The following is a 24,362-nucleotide window of genomic DNA, read 5'->3' as shown; positions in this document are numbered from 1 at the left end:
CATTTAGCGCCCTCCCCCGAGTTGTTCAGCGGCTCAATTCCGGCTGCTTGACCTTTTTGCTCGCCGGTTCCAGACTAAGCGCGGCGGCATGTTCGGGCTCAGGAATTCCGTTCGTACGATCTAGATCACGTGATTGTTCGGTTTCACGCACGCGATCACCGCTAGTGCGATAGACTGGCCAGAACACGTTACGCATTTCTGGCGAGAGTTGTTCGCGTGACTTGATAACGCGATCGTCCCGCACGAGCACAATATCGATGGCCTTTTGAGTAAGCTTGCCGTCCTCCACCAGTCCCTGGTCTTCTTTGGCTAGCTTGGCAATCTGTTCCGGCGCGAGGCCGCCGTCCAGCTTGGAAATGTCGACTTCCGCAAGAATCGGCAGCACATCCGTTGGCAATTCGCGAATTTCAGCATTCGCAGCCATCACACGCTCGCCCGGCATGACAATCGTCTCGCCGGCGGACACCTCAATGCCTGGCATCAGCTTGTCCTGGAGCGTTTTAATTGTCTGGGGATCTGCACGTAGGATAGCCGGACCGTTCAAGACAGCAACGGCACGATCCAGCGCATCGCCAGCAATGCCGTTTTCGACGGAGGGCACACGTGCAAACTCAACCGTCGTACGCTTTTCCAGTCCACGCTTGTAAGCCATCAGGACTTCCGGCTCAGTGTTCTGCAGCTTGTAACCAAGGCGGCCTGCGATTTCCGCTGAACGAGCCTTAAAGGCTGCATCGCCTGTCAGCATCAAGCCCTTTTCCATATCGAATTTTTGTGCGCCGATTTTCAGTGCAGCCTCAATGTCTCGATCATCCGAACGCTTCACATCAAGCCGGGTGCCCGTGTCAGAAATGGACACAAGCATGCCGCGCATGTAATCCATTTGGCCATCCTTGCCGGGCCGGGGCATCAGCTCAGAGACCACTGCATTTTGCGGCGGGTTCTTGAGGTGACCATCCAGCGCAGGCAGCGGCGCTGCCTTGGCCTCCTCGATCATTGAGTCCAACGTTGGATCTTCGGGCGTTTTCTGCTTGCGCTCTTCCAAGTACTCAAGCCACGTCTTCGGCACGGCCAGATCCAGCTTTCGAGCAGCGAGCTCCCGCTCGATCATGTGCTTCTCGACCATGCCGGCCAGTTCGACAGCAACCAACGAGGCAACCTGGCGATCATCACGCCCTTCGGCACGTAAGCGCTCGATGGACTTTGCCCGGGCAATCTCAAGCTCACCCTGCATCGCCATCCATTTTTCCTGAGCGCCCGCTTCATGATCGGCAAGCGCATTGTTCCGAGCTTCACGCACCGGGGCGGTTTCGGCTTGGTAAGCGTCCAGAATTTCCATGCGCTTCTTCTGTTCGTCGCTCAAGACGACCTTTTCAACAACGGTTTCCATGCACATCTCCTGAAAATATTGCCTCCATCCCATAAGCGCACAGGCGGAAATGGATTTCGACATCAAACGTCGGAAAGCAAACAGTCAACACGGTCTATTAAGTCTTCCTCTTCGCTCAACGACATCACAAGCGGTAGTGTCTGCCGCCAGGCAGCGAGGACCAGATCTGCCGCCGGCACTTGACCGCGCAGCCGCGCGATGGCTTCGATGATTTCGTTCGTTGAGCGAGCACGACCAAGACTTGTAGACTCCTGCACTAAGACAGATAGCGGGGGTGGGACCAACTCAAAAACTTCGCATTTTTTGGACATCACGCGACCTCTGTTTTTAATGAAAGCCTTCCGGGCAGTGCACGGTTGGCACCACCAAGAAATCTGCAACACGGTGCTCTTCGCGCAAACTTTTAAGCACAAGCGACTCGCGTAAATGTTCGTCGTCGTCATACTCAGTACGCCATTTACCTCGCTCTTCGAAGAGCGGACGAGCTACCTCCATGCGCTCGCGCCGGCTGCTCACCAGCTTTTCGCCCGCCGGCGTTAATACACCGTAACCGGCCTTTACGATGTAGCCCGCCAGGTGTTGACTGGTGTAGCTGCAACTCGACAAATCGACAGTTGCATACCCGTAGTCGTCATGCACAGCTTGGGGCAGGCACGCTCGAACTTCCAGTGATGCCGGAATACCGGCTCTGTGCTCCGAGTAGGGAACGAACCCGCCGCGATCCGGCTCTCTCCAGCCGAGCGGAGTTAAAAATGCGACTCGCGTCAAATCAGTGGGGTGATGAGCAGCGACATACCAAGCGCCAGGACGCCCAGCGTCGGCCGTCGATGTGTATGCAGAGACGTACAAAGTTGCATGCTCGCCCGAACATTTAACTACGGCATTACCCGACACTTGGGCTGTCGCTGTACCGGCGGCGAAAACAGCAACCGCAACAAATGAGCGAATAGCTTTTTTCATTGTGTTACCCCCGATACGCCGGCAAAACCAGCGATTTATTGACGATGACGTTGAATGTGTAGCCCGGACGAATCATTATCGTCGGCGACAACCCCTGGTTTTTGTCCAAGACTTTCCCGCCTGCTTGATTCAAGCTGTTCGCTGCTGCGCTACTTGCCTGCTGGGCGGTTGTCGGCGAAGTGTTCACGCTGGCGTTTTGAGGTTGGGACAACTGCACCCCCACGCCCAACATTGAAACAAGGAAGGCAGATCCCCAAATGCGTACGAAGTGGTTGTCCACTTGATCCGAAAAACCGGCCTGGCCGATCCCGTCCGCGCCCGACATGCCGCGCAAGTTCATGCGCTGACCATTCGGCATAATCAGCTCGTCCCAAGCTACCAGTGCACGATCCTGTCCGTACGCGACTTGCGATGAATAGCGACCAACTAGGCGCGAGCCTTGTGGAATCACCAAAACATTCTCATCGAACGTGTCATAGATCGACTGGCGTACCTGTGCAGTAATCACGCCGGGCAGATCGCTGTTAATTCCCGTCAGCATCACTGCCGGTATAATCGATCCGGCCGCCAGTTCGTGCTGTCCCATTTTTTGCTTCACCCGCTCCGGCAAATAACCCGCCTCGGCGGCTTCCCGCAAAAACTCTCTATTGCGCAACTGCTGCGCAACATTAGTATCTGCGCCCGCTGCTGCAGCCAGCATCGGCGGCATAGAGGACACCGACGCCGCTGCTGGAGTTGCGGGTGACGCCCCTGCGCCTGTCAACCCTGCCAGCGCGGAAAGGTTGCCATTGCGTGCGCCGGCAATGCGCGCCATCGGATCGTCCTGCATGCTCGCGGGACGAATCCCCCCCATAGATGCCCCCGAGGTCTTTGTCAGCTCAGAGGTATATGCCGCATCGGAAGCCAAGATCGCGCCTTGAATGCGCTCGTACTTATGCTTCTCGCGCCAGAACTCGAACTGCTCTTGCGGTGATTTCTGCTGCGGCCCGGTGTTCGTCGCGCTAGCAACGGCCACAGGCTCATCGCGGACTTGTAGCGGTCCACCTTCCTGTTCCGGCTCGCGTACTTTAATGTCCTTCGCGACGTTGTAAGCTTGGTTCTGTCCTGGCATATCGCTTGAGCTCTTTGCCTTTTCCTCAGTCTGCTTGCTGCCCGGGCCGGCATTGCTGATCCCGATCAAGACTGCGCCGAGAAGTGCGACGCCCGCAATACTGCCAATCGCCAGCCCCTTCTTCGAGACACCGACGCGAGATGACAGCGCATGCATGCGACCGTCGATCTCAAGCGGACCGTCGATATCGTCGATTTCCTGTTTTTTCTCGTTCATGATCCCCTCGCTCATTTGCGTTCGCACGTCACTGCGCGCTGATCACTACCAACGCCCAGCAGCAACTGGAACTTAGACGGGCGACCATCGATGACGTAATAGTCGCCCTTGGTGCGCAAGTTCACCAGTTCGGTTTGCTCACCACGCATGGCGAATACGGCTGGCGCATCCTTGGCCTTCTGGTCCTTCGGCATTTGCAGGTAGGTATGCGTTTCTGACCCGAAAACACGCGCTGGCAGCAGATCCTCGTTACCGCGGCAGCGATAGTCGAAATCGAGTTTAGCCGGATCAAACCCCGGCTTGAACGAGGCAATCACTTCCTGGTCGCGCTTTACCTTCACCATCTCTGCAGCCGCCTTTGCAGCTTCCGCAGCTGCAATCGCTGCGTGCTCCTGGCGCATCATTGCCGCGGGATCGTAAAAACTGACCATCGGCACATACTGCGATTTGTCTGCGACCAGGTGCATGTAGTAGACACGGCCAGCGTCCGTGGTGACCACCATGTTTGTGCTGATTGCGGCTTGAACTGGTTTGACCACGATCACTGGCTTGTTGCCGGCTGTTGATTGCTGCGCCAACCAGCGGACCGTATCACCCAGCGACAGCGAGGTGATGGACTCGCCAGGCATCAGCGTGATCGTGCAGACATGCAGCGGCGCGCAAGCAATCACGGGTCGGGCATAGCCATAGGGATACTCGATCGCGCCGTTTTGGCTAACAAGGGCCTCAGCAACACCCGACGCTTCCCAGTCACGCAGGGCAGCCAGGCGCTTTTGCTCGATCGTCTGCAAACGCTTCACGGCAGGCTGCGGTATGACGCGCTCAACGCCCGGTACCGGCGCCGGATTGGCCGCAAGCACCTCTTGCACAGGGGGCTTGACCGGCGACTGAGATTTAACCGGCGCCGGTACGGGAGTTGGGGCGGGTGCAGAGTCGTCAGGAAGCACTTCAGTGCCCGCCCACGAAACACTGAAATTACCCGTCATGGGCGTACCCGTGGCGAATGCTTGAGCAGAAAAAAGCGCTAAAACAAGCGTAAGAACGGTTCTCGAATTTGTGTTCATTGTTCGACTTCCTTCGTCCAAGAAATTTCTTTGATGTAAAGACCGTATGGGTTCCAGATTGCGACACTTGGCTTGCCTGCGAGCTCATCCGACTGCGCAACTGTGAGCAGTGCTTTCCAGCGCTGCTTTTTTGCCATCTGCCCGGAAATACTGCGCGTCTCGATCCAGGAGAACTGGTACGTATCCGCAGACTGCGGCAGCACGGAAATGATTTCGACGCTACTGGTTTCGCTGCCACCGAACGGCGAGTGGTCCTTGAACCAGCCATTCAAGTACTCAGCTGCCTGGCGGCCCGCCATCGCATAAACCTTGTCGACCATCACTTGCTGTGCGGCGACATCTGACGTGACGGTGCGAGCATTGACGATCCAATTTGCGAGAGTAGATGTGATGACTTTTTGATCGGCCTTCGCATTACTCATGCTAGCCGGCCGAGCAACTGCGACTGGCGAGCCCAGCTGATCGGTCACAACAACAAACGGTTGGATCTTCGACTGCGCTCCAACGTAGGCGATACCTGCGCAGGCAATACCTGCAACAAAAAGGGATGCCAGCGCGGTGATCTGCCAGTTCCGCGCACGCTTAATGTGATCGCCGTAGCGCTCATCCCACTCGCGCCGGCCGTTTAAATAATGATTTGCTACCTTGTCCATGTGGTCCTCCGTTTTTATTGAACCTGGTACATAAGCCACGCCGCGGAAATCACCTTTCGACGCCCTGCTTCTGATGGATCTGGCTAGAAAAAAAACGCGCCACGTCCGGGCGTTGCTGAATTTCTGCGGGAGATCTGGCTGACTCGATGTATGCCCTCACCGCATCCGGGCCTGCGGCATAAAGATCCCGGGCATCCGTACCAACGGGCGAGCCAGGCGGCGGCAATGCAACCCTCGCCGCCAACAGATCGGCGGCCTCCAGCGCCTTGGGAATGCCTTTTGAGACTGCTTTCCCATCGCGCACTGCGATGTCGTAATCAGCAGCCACCACGACAGCGGGGAACTGGGCGGCCAGCCCGCTTTCAGCAAGGTATTTCGCGACAGCTGGCAAATTGCCGGAAGACACGCAGGCAATCGGGTTGCCCGCACCAGACTCATGCACCGCCAGCGCAGTGGCAACGCCTTCGCACAGGACCAGCGGGCGCGACTTGTCGAGCGATTCTGCCCAGCGATCAAGGCTCATCTGGCCGGACCCCAGCATGGGCGACCAGGGAACTGGCACCATGCTTTCAGCCAGCTTCGACCCCGTGATCAGCATCTTGTCCGTGCCCATTGTCGTTTTTGAGCACAAGCGCTGACCGCCCGATATTTCCAGCGATTTACGATCATCCGACGGCCGAAAGAGCGGTACAACAACATCCCCGGCCAGCGGCGACCCAGGCGGCGCAACACGAAGATCTTCGCCCACCAGACGGGCGCCCGACTTGGTGAGGTGCCGATGATCGGCCGGTACCGCACTGCCTAGGCGACACGCATCATGAACAAGACTCACCAACCCAGGATCCACTGCCGGCCGCTCCTGCGGCGGCCGCTCAACCCGGGCAGGGGCTGCAACAACATTCTCAAGTGCAAGATCCCGCACCGTGACATACATCGTTTTCTCGCCAGTTCGGGTTGTATTACCAGGGCGCCACGGCGCGGGCAGATCAACATCCCCGCGAAACGACCAGACCGATGCAATGCCGTTGGAAACCGCGAGTCGGCAGGCCGGCGTTGAACCGTTGCCATCATTCATGTAAAGCACGCCTGCGCTACGCCCGCGAGCTGTCCAGCCATAGCTTTCGAGCAGAGATACCGCCGCCGCCTCAACCTCCGCATCTGGCGCTGTGAAACGCTGCACCAGCCTTGCAGCCTTCTCGATTTTTTCGCCTTCGCGAAGATTCGAGAGTCGGGCAATGTACGACGGCACCTTGCGATTTTCGGCCACACCGACCGGGTCTGAGCTCGACCAGGTGTCGCTCAACTGCAACCCGGATTGCGCGCCCCGGTGCCAGATTCTGGCTAGACCATCGCGCGTCGTTGTCGCTCGACCCGCCGGATGGATGTCGCCCTGAAGCTTGAATTGCCATAGGAACGGCCGGACCTCTTCGATGTCAGACGCACCTGCCGCCGCCAGATATTTATCGATACGCATACAACACCTCTTTTTATTGGGTGTACATATGCCGGACAGCGGAAATGAAAACCCCGCCGAAGCGGGGATCTTTAACCCTTTCTGCTGCTGAGCAGCATCAAAATTCCACACCTGTGAATAGACTAAATATTCAACCGGATATTCGGCGCACCACCCGTACTGCCGTCGTGAGGGAGCCCGCCTGAATGCTGGCGTGATGCGTACTGCATCTCACGAGCGGCGCCGTTGAGCGACTGAGCAAACCGGGAGAGCCGCGAAGGCGCTTGCTGCTGGTTGTAGCCCCCCCCTGATGCCCGCTCAAAATCGCGGCGTTCAGGATCCATCGAGCGCGGTGCCTGACTCCCCTGCCCTGCCTGGAAGCCTGGCGCTTCCCCACCACCTGCCGCTCCCGTTTGGCCAGCCGAGGTGCCAGCCGAGGTGCCGGACGATGTTTCGGGCTTGTTCTGAGCGCTTTCCTTGCTTTCCCCCTTCCCATCCTGGGTTTTCCCGTCAGCACCTTGTCCGGCTGACGGCGCAGCAGATGCATTGCCGGCGGGACCGCCAGCACCACCACCCGATCCACCGCCTGGTTTACTGCCGAGACCACTGCCTCCGCCAGCGCCGTTGCCCGGATTGCCGGAGATTGTGCCGACGCCAAGACCACCGCCCGACGGAGAACCAGAGATTGAACCTCCTTTTCCGCCACCAGCAAAGAGCGATGCAATTCCAGCTGCTCCCGCCGCACCGAGCGCCATACCGCGCGCACCAGCAGCCCCCGCGGAGAGTGTTGCACCCACCGGGGCGCTGGCCATACCTTTCCCTGCTGCAGACATATTCGACATGGACAACGACGGCGAGCCGTTGAGCATCGTGCCTGCGAGACCCGGCACCAAATAGCCTATCGCACCGTATGCAACCGATGCGCCGCCGACGCCAAGGAAGTCCGTGAAGCCAAGGTGACCGCCGTTTGCCGCAGCAATAGTTGAGATGTGATCCATGATAGCCGTCGTCATCGTTGATCCAAGTCCGACGATCAGATACAGCGTCAAGAGCTTCACGCCGATCGACACGGCGTAGCCAAAGAATCGCTCACCAAAACTCATCGTCCAGCGCGACCCCGTGAAACCGAGCATCAAGATCCCGCCGCCGATCACGATAAACGACTCGATCAGGGTAATTGCAAGCTGCACCGCTACGACAACGTACGCCAAGACAACCATAATCCCGGACAAGCCGATGATGATTGCGCTCAAGAACCACTTGCCAAGGCCGTCCCCGAACGCTGCTTGCATAAAACCCCCATTCATGCCCATGCCACGCTCGATCATTAGAGCGGCAACACCAATGCCTTGGTCAATAACGCTCGATGGAGAAAGGTTTGGCGCCCCCGCGATGTTTTGTCCGGCGATCTTGAAAGACTCAATGACAATCGGCATCCACGTCGGCGCCATGGTGAGCATCATCCCAAAAAAGCCGATCGTGACGATCTTCATCAGCAAGCCGACAACCGCTTCCGATAACTCACTCTTCTGCAGCAACAGTTGCGTGCCGGCCCACACAAATTCAATCGCTGCCAAGCCAAAAAACAGATTTTGTGCGTAGCCCAGAGCGGTATTAACCCAGCCGCCCGAGGCGATCTCGGCTGAGTTGACGATGGTATCCACGATGCCCGTCGCGTGCGCTGCGGGCATTGCGGCGGCAAGCACAAGCAAGAGCAAGCCCTGCAAGTAATGCCGGTTAATTCGACTTACCGTTTTCGTGTTCATGATCAGCCCCAGCTGTTCCGTTTACGCAGCCATTCTTTGAATTGCTCGTTGTTGTCCTGCTGCTTGATTGTGTATTCCTTGCACGCCGATTCAGACGGCGAGGCCGTTATCGCGCCGACTGCAACACCCAACGCCAGACCAGCCGCGCTGGCGATCAGGATGTTGCGACCGCCGACCACCTTTTCAGCGAATTCAAGACCGGTTTTGGCAATGTCGATTGCCGTTCCCCAATCAAACTTTTTCTTTTCCTGGTTCTTCTGTTCCATTTCTACTCCCTTACCAACCCGTGCTACGGGGCGACTTCAGCCATTTTTGATATGCTGCACGCTCTTGCGCATCACGGTTTTCTTGGATCGCCACCGCGTTCAGTCGGGCCTGCTCGGCTGCAATCATTGTGCTGTGCAAGCTCTGCATCTCATTAACCATTAGCCCTGCAATCTGATTGCCGGCCTGTAGTACCTGCATACGTCCAGTTGCAGACTGCGACGCGGCTTGTATTTGCGCGAGCGCTTGCTGTGTCGAACTAAAACGGTTCGCGTTCATACCCATCTGCTCGAGAGCTGTACCGATCTGACGGTTCAAGCCTTGCGTCCAAGCGCGCAGGCGCGTCTCGTACGCGTCCAACAAATCGCCGTTACCAAATTGCTGCTCAACCTGAGCGAGCGCGCCTTCTGTTGCATTGACCACGCCGTTGACGGCAGCAATTGCATTAACAAGAGCGGTCAGCCGATTGTCGATACCGCTCCACGCTTGTATCGGCAACGAGTTGGTATTTGTGACCATGTTTTCCAACATCGACAACTGCTGCGCCAGTTGTTCAATTTCGGTCATATAAATCGACACCAGCTCAATGTTGTTCAGAATCTGAGTGACCTCCGTGGCGCCCCCGGTTGCGCCACCAGCATGTGCGGTGGGGATAGAAGCAAGCGGCAATGCGACAGCTATTGCCAAAGCCAACATGCGTTTCTGGATTTTCATTGCTTGTCCTTTCGAAACTCGACGGAATAATCACGCTCAGCATCCGACACCGAGCCCTCGCCGCCACAGGCGAAGGCGGCAGCAAAAAAAATGATTGCGAGAAAAACACCCACAACTACCTCCTCTATTTAAAGCCTACTGATATGCCCGGCGGCGGAAATGACCACGCCAGCGACCAGCGCAAGCTCGAGGCACGCGCGAAAGTGGCCTCGTGGCCTTTCGACCACGTGAAACCCGCTGGAGGCTTGCGGGAAAACCGGACGGCCAGACCGGTTTTTGATGAGCATCAGTAGCTCTCCCAAATCACGGCGGCGTCATACTGGCCACGCTCTCTCAGCCAAGCTGCCGGCCACGCATGACCAACGGTGTCGCGTAACGTCTTAATCCTTGCCAGGCTTTCGCGGTCTGAAGCACCAACAAACGCCAGTTCCGGCGGCGTGAGGCCCAGATCGAACAGACGGCGCCCCTCTGGGTGCAGGTGGTAATAGCTTCGCTTTGGCGTCATCGTAGAAATGATCTGGACTTGCCGATCATTAAGTCCAATCGCTTGGTACAGCGGCCGAAGCGCATCCGTACCTGCTTCTGCGTTTGCTAACAAAATCTTCGATGGACACGACTCAAAGATCACATCGGCAATGCCAGAACGTGACAAATCGGAAAGCGATTGCGTAGCAAAAATGACTGACACGTTCCGCTTGCGCAGCACCTTCAGCCACTCGCGAATCTTGGCCTTGAACACGGGGTGCCCCAGGAGAATCCAGGCTTCATCAAGAATCAAAAGCGTGGGCGAGCCATCAAAACGCTGTTCCAGCCGGTGGAACAGGTATGCAAGGGTCGGCAGCACAATACGATCGCCCCTGTTGAGCAAGTGCTCCATTTCGAACACTTGAAATACATCTTCTTGGAGCGAATCGCTCTCAGCGTCGAGCAGTCGGCCGGCGACACCGGCGAGCGTATATTGCTGCACCGCATCACGTAGCGTCTGATCTTGCAGAGAAATGACCAGGTTCGTGATCGTCCGATGAGCAGCGCTATCAGTCGATTCTGCCAGCTGCTGCACCGCCCGGAAGATCTCCTTGCGGTACTCTGGTGTCATCGTGACACCTTGCAGCTCACAAAGGTTTTCAACCCACTCTACAGCCCACTCCCGTTCTGACTGTGTGTGAATCTGGCCAAGCGGACAGAACGCGATGTCATCTGTATCGCCGGCAATGTCGTAGTGCTGACCACCGGCCGCCCAGACGAGCGGCTGCATCGAATAGCCCTTGTCGAACACGAACACCTTTGCGTTCGTATACCGGAAGTGCTGCGCGGCCAGTGTCGCGACGAGGGTCGATTTACCTGAGCCCGTCGGGCCGACGATCGCCGTGTGTCCGAGATCCCCAGCATGCAAGCACAAGCGATATGGCGTTGAACCATCCGTGCGGGCTTGTAGCAAGACGGGCGAATTTGGCGGATAAAACGGGCACGGCTGTTCCTTGGCGCCTGCCCAAACAGCTGTCATCGGCAACAAATGCGACAGATTTGCGGTATTGATCAGCGGCCGGCGGACATTTGCAACGATGTTGCCGGGGATCGAGCCCAGGTACGCTTCGACCGCGTTGACTTCCTCAATCCGTGCATCGAAGCCGATATTCGTGACGTGCTTGACCACTTGCCGGGCAATTTCGCGCACTTGCTGCGGATTTTCCCCGTGCAGGAGGATGGTCGAAGTGTAGTAGCCGAATCGAACGATCCCGGACGAATTCTCTGCCAGCGCATTGACCGCGTCGTTGGCCATATCGTCCGCGTCGAGGTTGGTATGCGTAGCCGTGCCGCCCGAGTTTTCCTTCATCAAATTAAAGAGGCTCTTGCGCTTCTGACCCCATTTCGAGCGATAGCCATTGAGCACCTTGTCGGCCTGGCGCTCATTGAGGTAGATGAAGCGACTGGACCAGCGGTATTCGACAGGCAGACGCGACAGGAAGTCGAGTATCCCCGGGAACGAACGCCCCGGAAAACCAACGATCGACACGGGAATCACGGTCGTCTTGCCAACCTTCGGCTCGAAGCCAGTGACAAACGGCCGGCGCCCGATGATCGAATCAAGATACATCGGGGTTTCAGGGAGCAAAAATGGACCGCGCGGCGCGAACGTTACACACGCTTGCAGGTGCCCAATGAGCTCACTTGACAAACCATCTTCCGTCTCGCTGTCGAGCAGCTGGCGGATATGCACAACGCCTGACATGCGATCATAGATCTCGTTCAACGCTTGCTTGAAGCGTGTCAAGCTGCGGGCGGCAATACCGACGTCTTTGCGTCCGTCAACGAACGTTGCTGCCATCTTTGACGCTGCGTCCGGGTCCGGTTGCCAAAAAACAGTCAAGTAAAACCGGCCTTCAAAGCCGGCCGACTCTTCAGATTCATGCGCGAGGCGGCGCACATCGTCGATCAAACGCGTCGTGCGGTCGATGAATGCACCCTGTGGCATGTAGCCTGGTGCTGCACCACGCACCGCATCAACAAAGATGGACCAGCCGTCATCAAGCTTTAGCGCATCGTTTACGCGAGACGCCATGGCGGCCAGTTCGGCCTTTGTGGCGCTGTCCAGGTCCGGTCCACGGAATTCAAAAGCGGCGAGGAAGCCCCCGCTTTTTGTGAGCACAATGCCGTTGTCGACAAGTGCCGCGAACGGCAGCAGGTCCGGTAGACAGTGCGCCTTGCTACGAAAATCCTTGAGCAACATTATTTAACCTCCCGTACCGGCGCAAACGGCGTCGACTCGGAGGAGTAGATGCGCTTGTACCGCAACGAACGAATGCCTGTTTTTGAGAGCTGGGGGTCGTATCGACCGGCTCGGACCATGAAAAACATGCCGATCAGCCAGAGCGCGACACCAAGTAGGGCCGCCCAAAGTTGGGCAAGCGAAAAGATGAAAACCCCCGCGAGGGTTGCGAGCGCGAGCACAAATTCACGCTCCCCGCCCAGCATCAGCATCGGCCGGGTGAGAGAGCGATGAATCGGGACGCTGATGTCGTCGTGTTCCTGCGACATGCCAGCGCCCCCCGCTTACACCAAGGCGCCAGCGGAAACAATGCCCAAAGCCGACAGGAACTGAAGGCCGAACACGACAATGCAGACCCCGAGGACAACATAGAGAATCCGCTTCGCGATCGAGCTCATGTCCTCGCCACCAAAGATCAGCGCCACGCCGGCGGCGACGAAGGCGACCACAGAGACGCTGGCGGCAAACGGGCCAGTCAGGTTGTTGCGCAGCGTCTCAAGCGGGCCATCCCACGGCAACGATGCGCCGCCGGCCGCTGCGCTGGCAGAGACCAGGGCAGTGCTGATTGCGGCAAAGCCGCGGGCAAAACACGATTTTGTAGATGCGATGATTTTCATTTGGTAAGCCTCCAGGCTAGTTGGAAAAGGTATGGCTGGGCCATACACATAAGCCAACAAGCGGAAATGATTTTCTGGGCGACGGGGGCGTAAAAAACCCGGCGCTTGGCCGGGCTTGGAGGGCTGGGCATCAGGAGGCCACCGCCAGAGCTTGATGTCGATGTAGTGATCCTGGCTGGCGACATTGTGGCGACATTGGTATCCATACACGCGGCCTTGCCTGGGCCGGCAGGACGTTTAGGCAGCCAGTCATTTGCGTTGCCGGCAATCACGAATATTACGAAGCCCAACTGGGCATGCTGGCCGAGCTCAAAAAGCCAGCGCCAGAACGTCCGCAAGTCCTATTCCGAGGCGTATATGGCTGTCGCCAAGCATTCCATCAACGACTATTGGATGATCTACGGCCGCGGCGATCCGTCGGAATACGCAAGCAACGGCTTTCGCACACTGATGAGCAGCAGCAGAGCCCGTACCAAGCGCGCGGGACCGGCCAAGCGCCGGAAGGCTTCGCCGGGGGCCTACCGGCCGCGGGGCTAGCAAAGCAAAAACCTCAAACCCCGAAAAGCCTATTGTTTCGGCGGCTCGTTGGCCGCCTCATGTGGGTTCGTCGATTACTACCCAGTGTAGGATAAGTAAACTATGTTCCTGTTTCAGGTGGTATTACTGCCTGCAACTCAATACTTGAATGCCGGCCCCGCCTCTACAGGCTTTGACTGGGCCTGGAACTGGCGGTTCATCTTGTAACTTGTGAGTGTGATGGCGGTCGTATCCAACTTCGAGGTCGAGTAGCGCAGTGCAAACGCACCCTCTTTATCGCACATAAACCCACGTTTGATGGTGGCTGGGTCCGTGCGCTTGTCACACCAAATTGCACTTTCCCGCCGACCAGGCTCTGACCGACGAATGGTCGGTGGGCCATAACGCTTAGCAGTCTCGTTGATAGCGCCAACCCAGTTGGCCGCGGTCATCGCAGCGGGTAATCGCGTCGTAACGTCGTAGACGCGTGGCGGATTCGATTCGCTCAGCATTACCACAGTGTACATTCCCTCAACTGTGCTGTGAAGCGGATGCGACGACAGCAACGTGGGGTGCGCACCGCCTTTGACGTAGATGTCTGCCGGCGACTTCTTGTAGTGACTAGCCATGGCGGCCTTTGCTTCATCAGCGGTCATGCCCAATTTCACGCCGGCCAAGCTGAAGTCATTGATATCGTACACCGGCGGCGCCGCAATTGCCCCGAGACTACCTGCCGCCAGCACCAGCGTCACAAGAATTTTTCGCATATCAACTCCCCTTATTCATGTCTAATCAAACGCCGCAACCCAATTGCTCAGCTCCGCGAGCGCGGCAGCTGCCCTAACAAAATTAGTATCTAAAACTCAGCAGCGGGTGCACATCCATCACAATAGTTGGCTGCTGGTGCTCATCACGTACAAAGCAAACATCGACCAATGAGTCCTTGCTGTAAGAGGAATCAGAAAACTGAGGAACACGAAGCGGGTGAACCAACAGCTCAACACCCTTCAATAGTTTACCTGAACCAAGAACAACATCAAGCCGGGCGTGACATAGCGGATTGCCGGGGTCATTTTCTTCGCGCGAGCTTCGATGTCTTCGATCTGAGTACTAGAGATAGCCATTCTTGCGTGCCAAAGGCCTGCCCCTGCGGGGCGGGGGGGTTGGGGGCAAAGAAAAGGGTTACCCCACCTTTTCAAACCGAAATCCACTCCGGCTGTCGTAGCCTGATACCTCCACAATCTCGCCAATCCGGCGGCTGCCTCGCTCACGCTGGATGCTGACAACAACATTGACAGCTTCGGCAATCAGATCTGGCGCGGGCGGCACACCAGCCTCTTGTACCAGCTGCCCGACCCGCACCAGAGCGGCTGCGGCATCGTTAGCGTGCACCGTTCCCACTCCTCCCGGATGACCGGTATTCCACGCTTTGAGCAGCGCCAGGGCAGACCTGTCGCGGACCTCACCCACAACGATGCGATCGGGCCTCAGGCGCATCGTGGCGCGCAGTAGCTGCGTCATGTCGACTTGATCTGAGGTCCGCAGGTAAACAGTGTTCGGCGCTTGGCACTGCAGCTCCCGGGTGTCTTCGATGATCACAATGCGATGCTCTGCCGCGCGCTTTGAAATGTGGTCCAACAACGCATTGGCCAGCGTCGTCTTGCCAGTCCCTGTCCCCCCAGCAACGAGGATGTTTTTCCGTTGCTCAATAGCTGCCTGGATCCGCTCGCGCTGGCGATCCGTCATGATCCCCTGGTTAACATATTGATCGAGGGTGAACACGGCCGAGGCTTTTTTCCGGATCGAAAACGTTGGCGCTTGCACGACCGGTGGAATTAGAGCCTCAAACCGGCTGCCATCTAGCGGCAGCTCACACTCAAGGATCGGACGCTCAGCGGTGACCGTTGTGTCTAAAAGGCTAGCAACCGTGGTGATGATCGACATCGCCCGCACTTGATCGATCGAGTGCACGCGCTCCAAGCCGTGGGCGCCCAGGCGCTCGACCCACAACGCACCATCTGGGTTCAGCAGCACTTCAATGACCGCGAGATCGTTCAGCAGTGCTTCAATTTCATGTCCCAGCGCCCGCTTGAGCGCATCGATCTGGCGAGTGGCAGTGTGTGTTTTATGGTTACTCATGAATATCTTCCTTGTCGATTCATGAATATAAGCACAGCCGCGGAAATACACTCTGCCGTTTTCATAAACGGCAGAATGGAGTAAATATTTACGCCGTAACAAACCGTTACCAATATTTTTAAAAAAAGTTTGTGAAGGTGTTGCAATCCGGTTGGGTCGTGGGTACAGTTAGATATATGGCTGGAACACAACGAATGAATACCGCAAGTCGTTGAGTTGCCTCCACAGGTCTTAACAGACTTGAATAACCGAAGTGGGTTAGCTAGGCATAAGAAATTATGCTGATTCCGAGGAAACAGACTCGGGTACAGAGTGCTCCCAGGGTGAACGGGCTTAGGCGTGTCAGGTTTAAGCTCAGCAAGAGGGGATCGGTTCCCGGCTTGCGGACCCGAAAAGACGTTGGTTTTTTATATCAACGTTTTTTTGGAGGTCCAAATGACAAAAAATTCAATAGCAATTCAAGCAGAATCAGTCTGTGACCGCTTGGTCGGCACTTCTATTCACGACCAGATTCTGGCTGTACGTCTCTTCTGCAACTCAGACAGCGCTTTTGTGATGTGGGCAAAGAAGACAGGTGCCGACCTGGCCGCCATCCGGAAGGCTCGCAGCCTCCAGCTGGCGTGGGCTGCACTGAAAATCGCGCGCACGCAATTCATTACGATCAAAGCGGTCCTCGCTACGATCCGCACAATGCTGCGCGAAGGAAAAATCACAAAGAAATACGCCCTGGAGATTTTCCAGATGCTGTTTTCTGGCAGCCAGAAAGCCCAAAATCGCACGAAAAAAGAAAACTCTGCTCGGCTTCAGCTTGAGCTTGGGTTGGTCTAATTTATTTATTTATTTTTTCTGGGAGGCAAAAATGAATAACGAAAAATATTTTCAGCTTTACACAGTAGCTGTCGCTCTTTCTAAAAGCTGGTTCGTCTCGATGAACATAGAAGCGCCTGGCGCTGTGCAGTACGATGACCAGATTCTGGACGAAATCATGCACCAGGTGGATTTAAAAGGTGTGGATGACCGTCTATTTAACGAAGAAAATCGAGGCGGACTTTACGCTTGCGTGCTCATGTCTCTGCGACACAAAAAAGACGCTGTAGACCGCCCGGCGCGCATTCAAAACCACTCAAGATCGGGGCGCCATGATGATGATGACGATGCCGCTCAAGCCTGGTTTGAGCGCCAAGTTTTTAAAGCAGGCGCATTCAATTTCGATAACCATTTCGTTGATGACGACGGGGACGACGACGACGACGACGGGGACGACGATGACGGGGACGATGTCAATTCGTACAATTTGCAAGAAGAGGATGCGGGCGACAGAGCAGAGTTGTTGAATGATTACGTGGAGCAGCTGCGCATCTGCCAGGGCGAGCGAATTGCAAATATGGCCGGGGAAGCCTTCGGCCTGACCTGCCGGAGCGGTCGATCGATGATCTCCGAGTCGCGCAGAGCTATCTGTGAAAAAATTATCGCTAAGGCTGCTAAAGCGGTTGGCATGTCAACTGATGAGCTGAACAAGCTTAAGGAGCAGTACAGCCCGACTGGACTTTCCGCTCGTGAGCTAAAAAAACTTAATAAGCAGCCTCAGCTAGAAGCCGCATGAAATAGATAGTTTTAAAACCAGCGCGGCGTGAACCCAGCCGGCGCCGATGGCGAAACCGGTACAACTCGGTCCGCGCGCACTTTCCCGCCAGATGAAAGCGGCGCACCAGGCGCATCAGGTAGCTCAGGTAGCCGGCCACCTGGAATCGCCGGCACCACCACGCCGGCGTGGCGGAACACTTTTTCTGTGTAAGCACGCCCGACCGACGAATCCGCTCGACCGGTGTTGTACATGCTGAGCGCCGAATTCAGATCGCCAGTGCGCTTGTAATTACCCTCAAGGATCTTCGCGCCGGCAGAGACGTTCGTGCAGGGATCCATCACTTGCTCGACAGAAAGTCCGAGACGGCGAAGGTTTTTGCTGTTGATCTGAGCTAAACCCAAGTCAACAGACGCGCCTGCAGAAATCAATTCAGTTGCCTTCAATACCGCCTCCACTTTACTAGAGAGGCGGTATGAGCGCTTGCCGGTGTTGTCATAGATCACCCAGGGGCTGCCGCCAGACTCCTGTTTGACGATGGCGGCCATCGTCACGGGATCGACAGCTGGGGCGCAAGCAAGCAGAAGCTCAAGCATCAGCGCTCCCCTCCCCTTTTCCCCATCGATTCGAACGCAGCCACCCTTGCTTCCAGGTGGGCAATGTGTTTTTCGTACGCACCTTTGTCGATAGCGATCCCGGCAAAGAAAGCAACTGAGGCAACGGTGATCAGGACTGCAGCTGCGACGCCAGGGCGGAAGGCTCGCAGGCGATCTACCCCATCATCGACGGCCTTCGTGACGACCTGGCGGATCTGGCCGACGTCAACCGGGGACGACGGCTGCACTGGTGGGCGCGACGACACCGGGGCGTATTCCGCCTCAATGAGTGCACTGGCCACTCCCCGCTCAATGCGCTTGTCCAGCGTCTGGGTGAGTTTGCCGACGGTAATATTCAAGTCAGCAAGCCTGTCCGCCTCATCGAGCGCTTTCGATGGATCCAAGCGCTTCAGGGTTTGCTGCAGCAACTCCTTGACCTCCCCATCGCTGCCTTTCAGCAGCGGCGGCAGGATGAGGATCCAAAACGGGTCTGAGTCGGCCAGGCCGTAGCCTGCACTAATGGCATTGATCACACGCTCTTCCGCCTCCGTCAGCGGCAATCCGCCCTTCAGGGCGGAAATCAGGCTGTCTCTAGGAGAGCTTGCCTGAGGCCGCTTCGAGGTGAGCTTCTTGCTATCAATGACGGACATGGCTGTACTCCAGGGCTTTCTCAAGCTGAGCACAAAATGCACGCCGGAAAGCCTGCACACCAATAGCGATTGTTGGAGACATCTCGCCATCCCGGGAAAGATCATGGGCGCGATGCAGAGGCATAGTGCCGATCTGGCGTGTTACGAAAGCATTAAGTACGCAAACAAGAATCTCCCGCCACTCGCCACGCTCGACCGCCTCACCGCGCGGTGCGCTCGTATACCAATCTTCGAATGTGCCTCGCGCAGCGGGGCCGTGATACTCGTTCAGCGCGATCAGGCCGTGCTCATAAAAAGCCGGAGCACGCTCAAGACGAGCGGCCAGTTGGTCAATGCTCGATTCGTCCTTGCCCATAACCCACACAGTGGACACAGGAGCCATCAAGCCCATGAGCTCAAGCACTGTATCGTCGATATACAGGCCTGCGCCCGCCGGGAGCGAGAAAACAAAATCGGCACCTGGTGCACTAACCTTCGCAGCCGCGTCGATCGCGGCAAACCAGTCTTCCTGGCTATTGATCGGAGTGACCAGGCCAAGCACTTCCACACCGACAACCATTTCCTTGGCATGAAATCCGTTCGGGCAAACAACGTCGGCATTTGACGGGTCACAATCCACGATCACGACACGACCGCTTTCCTTTTTCTGAATCAGAAAATCCGCGAGCGCACGAGCAACGAAAGATTTTCCCGTGCCGCCCTTATCGCCATCAACAATAAAACAAGCCATTTGAATCTCCAGTGCTTGGTTAATAGGTGTACATAAGCCAGCAAGCGGAAATAACCTGGCGAACTCTTCAGTCAAGGTGATCAGCGACTGTTTTCGCTAAATCGATAGTCAGTGGTGGTAGCTCAGCTCGCTTGTAAGCGATGAGCAATCTGCCGCTTCCGCCAACAACGCAAACGCCCGCATTTACCAGCCAGTCGCGGCGGGCATTGGCGTACATGACTGACGCCATCTGAAATTTCGGACGAAGGGAATTGTCGTTTTCAATATCCTTCGGCGCGTCTTGCAGGACATCGAGCACTCGACCGTCAGGCGCGGTCCAGAAACGCAGGGCATTCAACTGTGCGGTGAAATCGCGGCCTGGCTTCGGTACTTCGTCCAGGAGACGATGCATGAGCTTTTTGTCCTCCTCGGACACTCGTGCGTTTGCCTCTTGAATGCGCGCGAGCATTGACGCCGCGCCTGGTGTAAGTGGGCGTGAATCTACCCGGCGAGGGATTGGCGCCTGAGCGGTTTGCGCCGGGGCTGGTGTCGGCACCTGTACTGGTACAGGTGCATGAACCGGCAGAGACTCAGCGAGCCTTTCTTGCCCCCCTCCCCCCTCCGAACTGGGTAAAGGTTGAGCCTTGGCTCGAATTGATTTCTTTGCACGAGCGTAAGTCGCCGCCAGGGAATTTGGAGTGGTGACGCACCCGAGAGCACAAAGCTCTTCTGAAATGCACTCCCACGGGACGCCCCTATCGCGGTAGTCAGTCAATAAATCGAAATACCTTCTCACCACCACCGCAGCCGCCTGGGAGGTGAGTTTTGACCACCGAAGATCCAGCCGTTTTTTCAACAGATCCCGAAATTCGTCGTTTCCTTCTTCAGTAGCCGGCTCCATTCCAGCCTCCATAAGTTCACATACCTATAAGCGTGGAGGCGGAAATAAGTTGTTACTGAGCTTGTCATGACTTGCTGCACTTCGTTTTTCAGTGCGTTGCAACTTGTTATCGAGCCGGTTGCGCAATGTTGTGAGTTGTTCTGGAGCTTGTTATGGAATGTTGTACTTTGTTATGTAGCTAGTCATGACCTGTTATTGAGCCTGTTGCAACGTGCTGCAAATTGTTATTTAGCGTGTTGTAGATTGTTACTCAGCCTGTCGCAACACGCTGTAAATCGTTGCAAAACCCCGTTTCACTGCCAATTCGTAAGGGATTTATTAGTGCAGGGTAAGGGGGTGTTCCCACGTTTCGGCAAGCCTTCACGCGCTCCCACCCCACCTGCTCAGGGCGTTGCCCCGAGACCCCGACCGTCGCGCTTTGCTTGACGATCAAAATTCATTTCCGCGCGCTGGCTTATGAATACCACTAACCGAAACTTGAGGTATCGATATGGCAAAGAAATTGGCACTATTGGGCGCTCTGATGTTCGCGATTGGCGTCGGCGCCGGCGGTGCGATTGAGCGCGAGCGACAGCTGACCGAAAATTATTCAGTCAAGCTCCCCGCTGGTGTTTCGCCCGAGGATGTGGCGGTAGCAATGGAAATCGCACACATCAAAGCACGCGGCATCATGATGGGATTGAGCGGCGCCGGCGATGAGGTGAGCAAATGAAAGCGGCAATCATCAGCACCGCACTCGCTGCGGCACTTCTGACGGGCTGCGGATCCTCGCCAGAATCGACCGTCCGGAATTTTTACAAGGCGGTCGACGCAGGCAAGGTTGACCAAGCGCTGGAATCAATCGACGAAAGCAGCAAGTCGCTTTGGGGATCCAAGCTCTCTGCGATGGTTGCCCAGAAAGTCCGCAAATACGACGCGTGCGATGGCATCAAGAGCATCGAGATCAAGGAAACGGCTGCGAAGGGCGATACCTGGACGGGCACCTCGTTTGTCTATTTCAATAACGACAAGTGCAAACCGGAGCCGGATCGCTGGCGTCTCATGAAAACGGGTGGAAAATGGCTGGCCACCGTTCAATGATCGGGCTGGCAGCTGGCGCGATGATTGCAGCTGCCGCGCTGGCTGTCTTGCCACTACAGCCGGCCGTTGCCGTAGCGCTCAGCCAGCCGGTTTCGGCTGAGCCTGCTGGCTGGCGAGACGCCCTGATTTCACACCTGCAGCCCGGCGACGTTGTGTTTAGGCGTGGCATCGGCGATATCTCCGAGGCCATCGCTGCGATGCAAGGGTTCGTTCGGCGTCAAAGCACGACCTGGTCTCATGTGGGCGTTGTGACACAGATTCGTCCGGATGGCCCGCTGTACATCGTGCATGCTATCGACCGCGGCGTTGTGTTGGAAACGCCCACTCAATTTTTTGGGCTCACTGAAGCATCGGCTGGCACGCGAATCCAGGGAAACAAAACAACTGAAGCCGCTGCCCAAGCCGCCACCCGGTACCTTGGACGCTCTTTCGACGACGACTTTTCGTTGTCTGACAACGGAGAGCGAATGTACTGCACGGAGCTCTTCGTTGTTGCGATGCGCGACGCGGGGGCAAGCGTCAAAATTGAACCGCGCAAGGTGCTAATGATCTCTGATCCGGTGATCATGCCGGACGACCTCTTTGCAGCACTTGAGACCCTATTGCCTAAAAATTAGGCAAACAACCAGCCCCCCGATAAAACAGCGCCTAGGCTGACTTATAGTAACTAGATTCGACTACCGATAAAGATCTGTGGGCAAAACCGCCAGATAGCAGCATTTTTACAGGCCCAAATCAAGGCTTTTTTTCTTGGGGAACATGTCAACCTTGGCCCGCCCATTCCTGTAACGAATCGTTGGCCTTGAGCCTTCTGGAGGAGAAACGTCCAATGTGTCGAGCAGATGAACCACAACCTCACCACAGCCTTTGGACTGAACAACAGCAGATTGGTTAGACCAGAGGACTTCGCCGCAATAACGCCCGCTCTCTAAGTCTGCTTGTCGCACTTGCTTATCCAAGTTGCCCTGAAGAAAATTTGCAAGTTCCGCATTAAAAACCCCGCCTGGGGCGAAACAAGAACTATGAAGCACTAACCCTCGCTTCACGTTCTGGCGATCTTCATCGAGGATGAAATCTGTTTCAAAGCGAACTCGTGCTTCAATTGTTGTCAGATCAAGAATGCCGTGCTCGTATCCAGCACTTATCCACCGAAAATCGTTGTCAGCACTTCGTGCGTACTTCGAGATGGCTATGTCGTTTAAATCCATAAAGAACGCAGTGACATCACCCAATTTAACCTCAGAAATCCGATCCCGCCATTTGCGCGGCAGAACGGGTAGCTCTGGACTAATGGGGTCCAAATAGAACCCATGACGCTCATGAAATGAGGAATTTTCTCCAAGAGCCAAACCGATTTCAGAGGCACGCTTAGGATTTCTGAGTGGGTAAAAGTCGATGTCAATCGACATGGCCATCATTTCTGGAGGCACATCAATCGTGCCAAGAACAGAAAGGCTCCCGCCAATAACAAACTCGGTTTGGGAGCTGACTTTGCAAGCTGCTTCGAGCGCTACCTGGATGTCTTCAAGCCGCATATCGCCGAACGGCTGACACGAACGGGCTGTTTTGCCGCATTTGGTTGGCGTTTTTCGATTTGTCTTCGAGAATTTTTGCCGCTAACTCAGGCGAATCGAGCAAGGACTCCCAAGACTCAATGTAACAAGGAGAGCAGAGCTTCTTGTCGCGCCACTTTTGAACCTGAACGCGGGCTTCTTTGATGATGACGGCTGCAACGTCTGGATCGCGAAGCGCACGAGCGACCGGCAAAAGCTTTTGGCGCCTTTGCTCATCTGCAACAAGCTTGTCTTCACGCGCCCGAATGTGGGCCAATCCGTGGCTGTTCATCACGCCCTCCATGCGGCAATGATAGCTTTTTTTGAGACCTTGTGAACACGGAGTCAGCTGAAAGTCTAGTCCAGCCAACAAAATCCAGCCAGCCCGCGCTGTAACAAGTTTCTTCGCGCTGGTCCGTCCAGCGCCGACCGCGCTCGGCAATGTCCAGTCGAAGCTCAGCGAGCTCACGTGCAATTTCCTGAACGTTTTCCCTTTTCAGCGCCGCCCTCAGATCATATTCCCTGTTGATGAAAAAATAGGCGCGATCAACACCCAGCCGCTTTGCTTCAGCCTGCCTCGTTTCCTTGCTGGAAAATTCTAGTGCGGCCAGCGCTGTAGCTCGCACAGTCTCGGGGTTCAAAGTATCGCCAAACGTTTTCCGAACAGTCTCCTCGACCAGTGCCTTGTGCTTCGCCTTGTATTCAGCATCAGCCTTGGCCTTCGCGCGTTTCGCGCCACGCTGAGCGAGCTCGAAGCCCTCATTCATTGCGTTAAAAAAGCGGGAGACCTGCTCCAGGAATGCGCGCTCAGCCGGAGGGAGGAGCGCAGCATTGACAAGCGAAAGCAGGTCTTGGGCGGTGCTGGCAGCACGAGCGCAATTGATTCGGAGTCGTTTGGCCTCCGCTTCGCCACCGTACGATCCAACCAGCCGATTTTTCAGAATGGGGATCAGCGTGGCCGGATCTGGCGTAACCGTTTTGCCAGTCGCCTTTGTTTGCACTGGCACCTTGACTTCCACGACTCGCTCAACCACCCGCTCAACGACCACCGGCTTCTGTGCCTGGTCGATCAGATCCTTCTGGCGCTGGCGCCAGGCGCGTGCTCGTTCGGCAGCGCTGGCATACGTGCCTGGCCTGCCCCGACCCCGCTTTTGGTGTTCCTGTTCCTGCATCGCCTTCTCCTATTTCGTACGCACGAAATTATTATACACCCCATTTAATTACGTTCGTACGTTATTAGCAGAATTTTCCTTGCGCAACATTTTCAGTAGATCGCCGGCCCTGGCCCGCCCCTTTGCCAGATCCTCTGGCGTTCTGGGTGGTGCGGACAAAATCCCAGCAGGCTTTTCTGGCGGCGGCGGCAGATTTTTCAAGCGAACGGCCTTTCTCAGGATGTCTTCCATTGCCTTCCGATGCACAGCACCTTCGCCAGCGTGCCGAAGATCCTGAATGCCAAATTTCTGCAGGGCATGCCATTCAGCCGACGACAGCGACCAGTAGGCGCCACTAGATGCGGCATCACACATCCGCCGCCACGACCTTGGGAAATCGATCTCAGGGACGCCAAGGTTGGCGGCAGCCTCCAACTGAGCTTCCCCCGAAATTTAGTCTGCCAAGGGTGACCTAAAATTAGCGTTACTTTTGGAAGGCAAAAAATGAAAATA

At 56.2% G+C, this 24,362-nt stretch carries 28 protein-coding genes; 6 read left to right on the top strand and 22 right to left on the bottom strand.

Translation table 11 applies throughout. The annotated features are described in order from the left end of the window. Positions 1–25: 25 nt before the first annotated feature. The 9 genes from ACM62Q_RS02115 to trbJ all read right to left on the bottom strand — a co-directional run bounded on the left by ACM62Q_RS02115 (position 26) and on the right by trbJ (position 9,588). Complete coding sequence (locus ACM62Q_RS02115; RefSeq protein WP_415033329.1) at positions 26–1,387, bottom strand: LPD7 domain-containing protein; 1,362 nt, start codon at positions 1,385–1,387, stop codon at positions 26–28. 327 nt (positions 1,388–1,714) lie between these two features. Then, a complete protein-coding gene (locus ACM62Q_RS02110; RefSeq protein WP_415033328.1) occupies positions 1,715–2,347 on the bottom strand; it encodes a hypothetical protein in 633 nt (210 codons plus the stop codon). Positions 2,348–2,351: 4 nt separating this feature from the next. After that, positions 2,352–3,674, bottom strand: a complete 1,323-nt coding sequence (locus tag ACM62Q_RS02105; protein ID WP_415033327.1) for a TrbI/VirB10 family protein — start codon at positions 3,672–3,674, stop codon at positions 2,352–2,354. An 11-nt stretch (positions 3,675–3,685) separates the two neighbouring features. Continuing rightward, entirely contained in the window at positions 3,686–4,738 is a 1,053-nt protein-coding gene (locus ACM62Q_RS02100) for a TrbG/VirB9 family P-type conjugative transfer protein (protein ID WP_415033326.1), read from the bottom strand. Beyond that, positions 4,735–5,391 (bottom strand): VirB8/TrbF family protein, encoded by a 657-nt coding sequence (locus tag ACM62Q_RS02095; protein WP_415033325.1) that lies wholly within the window; start codon positions 5,389–5,391, stop codon positions 4,735–4,737. The genes ACM62Q_RS02100 and ACM62Q_RS02095 overlap by 4 nt, the downstream gene beginning before the upstream one ends. A 49-nt stretch (positions 5,392–5,440) precedes the next feature. Beyond that, positions 5,441–6,865 (bottom strand): hypothetical protein, encoded by a 1,425-nt coding sequence (locus ACM62Q_RS02090; RefSeq protein WP_415033324.1) that lies wholly within the window; start codon positions 6,863–6,865, stop codon positions 5,441–5,443. A gap of 122 nt (positions 6,866–6,987) precedes the next feature. Beyond that, on the bottom strand, positions 6,988–8,610 hold the full coding sequence (gene trbL, locus ACM62Q_RS02085; RefSeq protein ID WP_415033323.1) for a P-type conjugative transfer protein TrbL: 1,623 nt from the start codon (positions 8,608–8,610) through the stop codon (positions 6,988–6,990). A gap of 2 nt (positions 8,611–8,612) precedes the next feature. Beyond that, complete coding sequence (locus tag ACM62Q_RS02080) at positions 8,613–8,876, bottom strand: hypothetical protein (protein ID WP_415033322.1); 264 nt, start codon at positions 8,874–8,876, stop codon at positions 8,613–8,615. A 10-nt stretch (positions 8,877–8,886) separates the two neighbouring features. Further along, the gene (gene trbJ / locus ACM62Q_RS02075) at positions 8,887–9,588 is read right to left on the bottom strand and encodes a P-type conjugative transfer protein TrbJ (protein ID WP_415033321.1); all 702 of its coding nucleotides are present in this window, start codon (positions 9,586–9,588) and stop codon (positions 8,887–8,889) included. Between trbJ and ACM62Q_RS02070 the strand changes: the two genes are divergently transcribed. Further along, positions 9,588–9,881 (top strand): hypothetical protein, encoded by a 294-nt coding sequence (locus tag ACM62Q_RS02070; protein ID WP_415033320.1) that lies wholly within the window; start codon positions 9,588–9,590, stop codon positions 9,879–9,881. The genes trbJ and ACM62Q_RS02070 overlap by 1 nt on opposite strands. Here ACM62Q_RS02070 and ACM62Q_RS02065 read toward each other — a convergent pair. The 5 genes from ACM62Q_RS02065 to trbB all read right to left on the bottom strand — a co-directional run bounded on the left by ACM62Q_RS02065 (position 9,875) and on the right by trbB (position 15,627). Then, the gene (locus ACM62Q_RS02065) at positions 9,875–12,316 is read right to left on the bottom strand and encodes a helicase HerA domain-containing protein (RefSeq protein ID WP_415033319.1); all 2,442 of its coding nucleotides are present in this window, start codon (positions 12,314–12,316) and stop codon (positions 9,875–9,877) included. The genes ACM62Q_RS02070 and ACM62Q_RS02065 overlap by 7 nt on opposite strands. Then, positions 12,316–12,624, bottom strand: a complete 309-nt coding sequence (trbD, locus tag ACM62Q_RS02060) for a conjugal transfer protein TrbD (RefSeq protein WP_415033318.1) — start codon at positions 12,622–12,624, stop codon at positions 12,316–12,318. The genes ACM62Q_RS02065 and trbD overlap by 1 nt, the downstream gene beginning before the upstream one ends. A 15-nt stretch (positions 12,625–12,639) precedes the next feature. Then, positions 12,640–12,972, bottom strand: a complete 333-nt coding sequence (locus tag ACM62Q_RS02055) for a TrbC/VirB2 family protein (RefSeq protein WP_415033317.1) — start codon at positions 12,970–12,972, stop codon at positions 12,640–12,642. Between the two features lie 674 nt (positions 12,973–13,646). Further along, the gene (locus tag ACM62Q_RS02050; protein WP_415033316.1) at positions 13,647–14,255 is read right to left on the bottom strand and encodes a hypothetical protein; all 609 of its coding nucleotides are present in this window, start codon (positions 14,253–14,255) and stop codon (positions 13,647–13,649) included. A 415-nt stretch (positions 14,256–14,670) separates the two neighbouring features. Beyond that, on the bottom strand, positions 14,671–15,627 hold the full coding sequence (trbB, locus tag ACM62Q_RS02045; RefSeq protein ID WP_415033315.1) for a P-type conjugative transfer ATPase TrbB: 957 nt from the start codon (positions 15,625–15,627) through the stop codon (positions 14,671–14,673). A 435-nt stretch (positions 15,628–16,062) separates the two neighbouring features. On the opposite strand from trbB, the gene ACM62Q_RS02040 reads away from it, so the two are divergent. Together ACM62Q_RS02040 and ACM62Q_RS02035 are read left to right on the top strand one after the other, a co-directional pair. Then, complete coding sequence (locus ACM62Q_RS02040) at positions 16,063–16,455, top strand: hypothetical protein (RefSeq protein ID WP_415033314.1); 393 nt, start codon at positions 16,063–16,065, stop codon at positions 16,453–16,455. A 31-nt stretch (positions 16,456–16,486) separates the two neighbouring features. Then, a complete protein-coding gene (locus ACM62Q_RS02035; RefSeq protein WP_415033313.1) occupies positions 16,487–17,230 on the top strand; it encodes a hypothetical protein in 744 nt (247 codons plus the stop codon). Between the two features lie 11 nt (positions 17,231–17,241). On the opposite strand, the gene ACM62Q_RS02030 is transcribed toward ACM62Q_RS02035, so the two are convergent. From ACM62Q_RS02030 to ACM62Q_RS02015, 4 genes are read right to left on the bottom strand one after another with little or no spacing between them, the layout of a single operon-like run. Then, complete coding sequence (locus ACM62Q_RS02030; RefSeq protein WP_415033312.1) at positions 17,242–17,805, bottom strand: lytic transglycosylase domain-containing protein; 564 nt, start codon at positions 17,803–17,805, stop codon at positions 17,242–17,244. Next, positions 17,805–18,455, bottom strand: coding sequence for a hypothetical protein (locus tag ACM62Q_RS02025; protein ID WP_415033311.1), 651 nt, complete (start codon positions 18,453–18,455; stop codon positions 17,805–17,807). Before ACM62Q_RS02025 ends, ACM62Q_RS02030 begins: the two co-directional genes overlap by 1 nt. Next, positions 18,442–19,260 carry a hypothetical protein gene (locus ACM62Q_RS02020; protein ID WP_415033310.1) on the bottom strand — a complete coding sequence of 273 codons (819 nt, stop codon included), beginning with the start codon at positions 19,258–19,260 and terminating at the stop codon, positions 18,442–18,444. The genes ACM62Q_RS02025 and ACM62Q_RS02020 overlap by 14 nt, the downstream gene beginning before the upstream one ends. Next, complete coding sequence (locus tag ACM62Q_RS02015; RefSeq protein ID WP_415033309.1) at positions 19,253–19,633, bottom strand: hypothetical protein; 381 nt, start codon at positions 19,631–19,633, stop codon at positions 19,253–19,255. The genes ACM62Q_RS02020 and ACM62Q_RS02015 overlap by 8 nt, the downstream gene beginning before the upstream one ends. 922 nt (positions 19,634–20,555) lie before the next feature. On the opposite strand from ACM62Q_RS02015, the gene ACM62Q_RS02010 reads away from it, so the two are divergent. The 3 genes from ACM62Q_RS02010 to ACM62Q_RS02000 are packed head-to-tail and all read left to right on the top strand — an operon-like array spanning position 20,556 to position 21,762. Continuing rightward, a complete protein-coding gene (locus tag ACM62Q_RS02010) occupies positions 20,556–20,777 on the top strand; it encodes a hypothetical protein (protein WP_415033308.1) in 222 nt (73 codons plus the stop codon). Then, positions 20,774–21,145: a DUF4878 domain-containing protein gene (locus tag ACM62Q_RS02005; protein WP_415033307.1), complete on the top strand. Its 372-nt coding sequence runs from the start codon at positions 20,774–20,776 to the stop codon at positions 21,143–21,145. Before ACM62Q_RS02010 ends, ACM62Q_RS02005 begins: the two co-directional genes overlap by 4 nt. Continuing rightward, positions 21,142–21,762, top strand: a complete 621-nt coding sequence (locus ACM62Q_RS02000; RefSeq protein ID WP_415033306.1) for a YiiX/YebB-like N1pC/P60 family cysteine hydrolase — start codon at positions 21,142–21,144, stop codon at positions 21,760–21,762. Before ACM62Q_RS02005 ends, ACM62Q_RS02000 begins: the two co-directional genes overlap by 4 nt. Before the next feature lie 105 nt (positions 21,763–21,867). On the opposite strand, the gene ACM62Q_RS01995 is transcribed toward ACM62Q_RS02000, so the two are convergent. Genes ACM62Q_RS01995 through ACM62Q_RS01980 form a run of 4 tightly spaced genes read right to left on the bottom strand, consistent with a single transcriptional unit; the run spans position 21,868 to position 24,284 of the window. Beyond that, positions 21,868–22,680, bottom strand: a complete 813-nt coding sequence (locus tag ACM62Q_RS01995; RefSeq protein WP_415033305.1) for a DUF6036 family nucleotidyltransferase — start codon at positions 22,678–22,680, stop codon at positions 21,868–21,870. Further along, complete coding sequence (locus tag ACM62Q_RS01990; protein ID WP_415033304.1) at positions 22,670–22,990, bottom strand: hypothetical protein; 321 nt, start codon at positions 22,988–22,990, stop codon at positions 22,670–22,672. Before ACM62Q_RS01990 ends, ACM62Q_RS01995 begins: the two co-directional genes overlap by 11 nt. Beyond that, positions 22,953–23,870 carry a hypothetical protein gene (locus ACM62Q_RS01985; protein WP_415033303.1) on the bottom strand — a complete coding sequence of 306 codons (918 nt, stop codon included), beginning with the start codon at positions 23,868–23,870 and terminating at the stop codon, positions 22,953–22,955. Before ACM62Q_RS01985 ends, ACM62Q_RS01990 begins: the two co-directional genes overlap by 38 nt. A gap of 48 nt (positions 23,871–23,918) precedes the next feature. After that, entirely contained in the window at positions 23,919–24,284 is a 366-nt protein-coding gene (locus ACM62Q_RS01980) for a hypothetical protein (protein ID WP_415033302.1), read from the bottom strand. Positions 24,285–24,362 lie beyond the last annotated feature (78 nt).

The organism is Azonexus sp. (assembly GCF_047638095.1).
In the GTDB taxonomy this organism is placed as follows: domain Bacteria; phylum Pseudomonadota; class Gammaproteobacteria; order Burkholderiales; family Rhodocyclaceae; genus Azonexus.
Note: the sequence above shows the minus strand (reverse complement) of the source record. Positions and strands in the feature narration are given on the sequence as shown.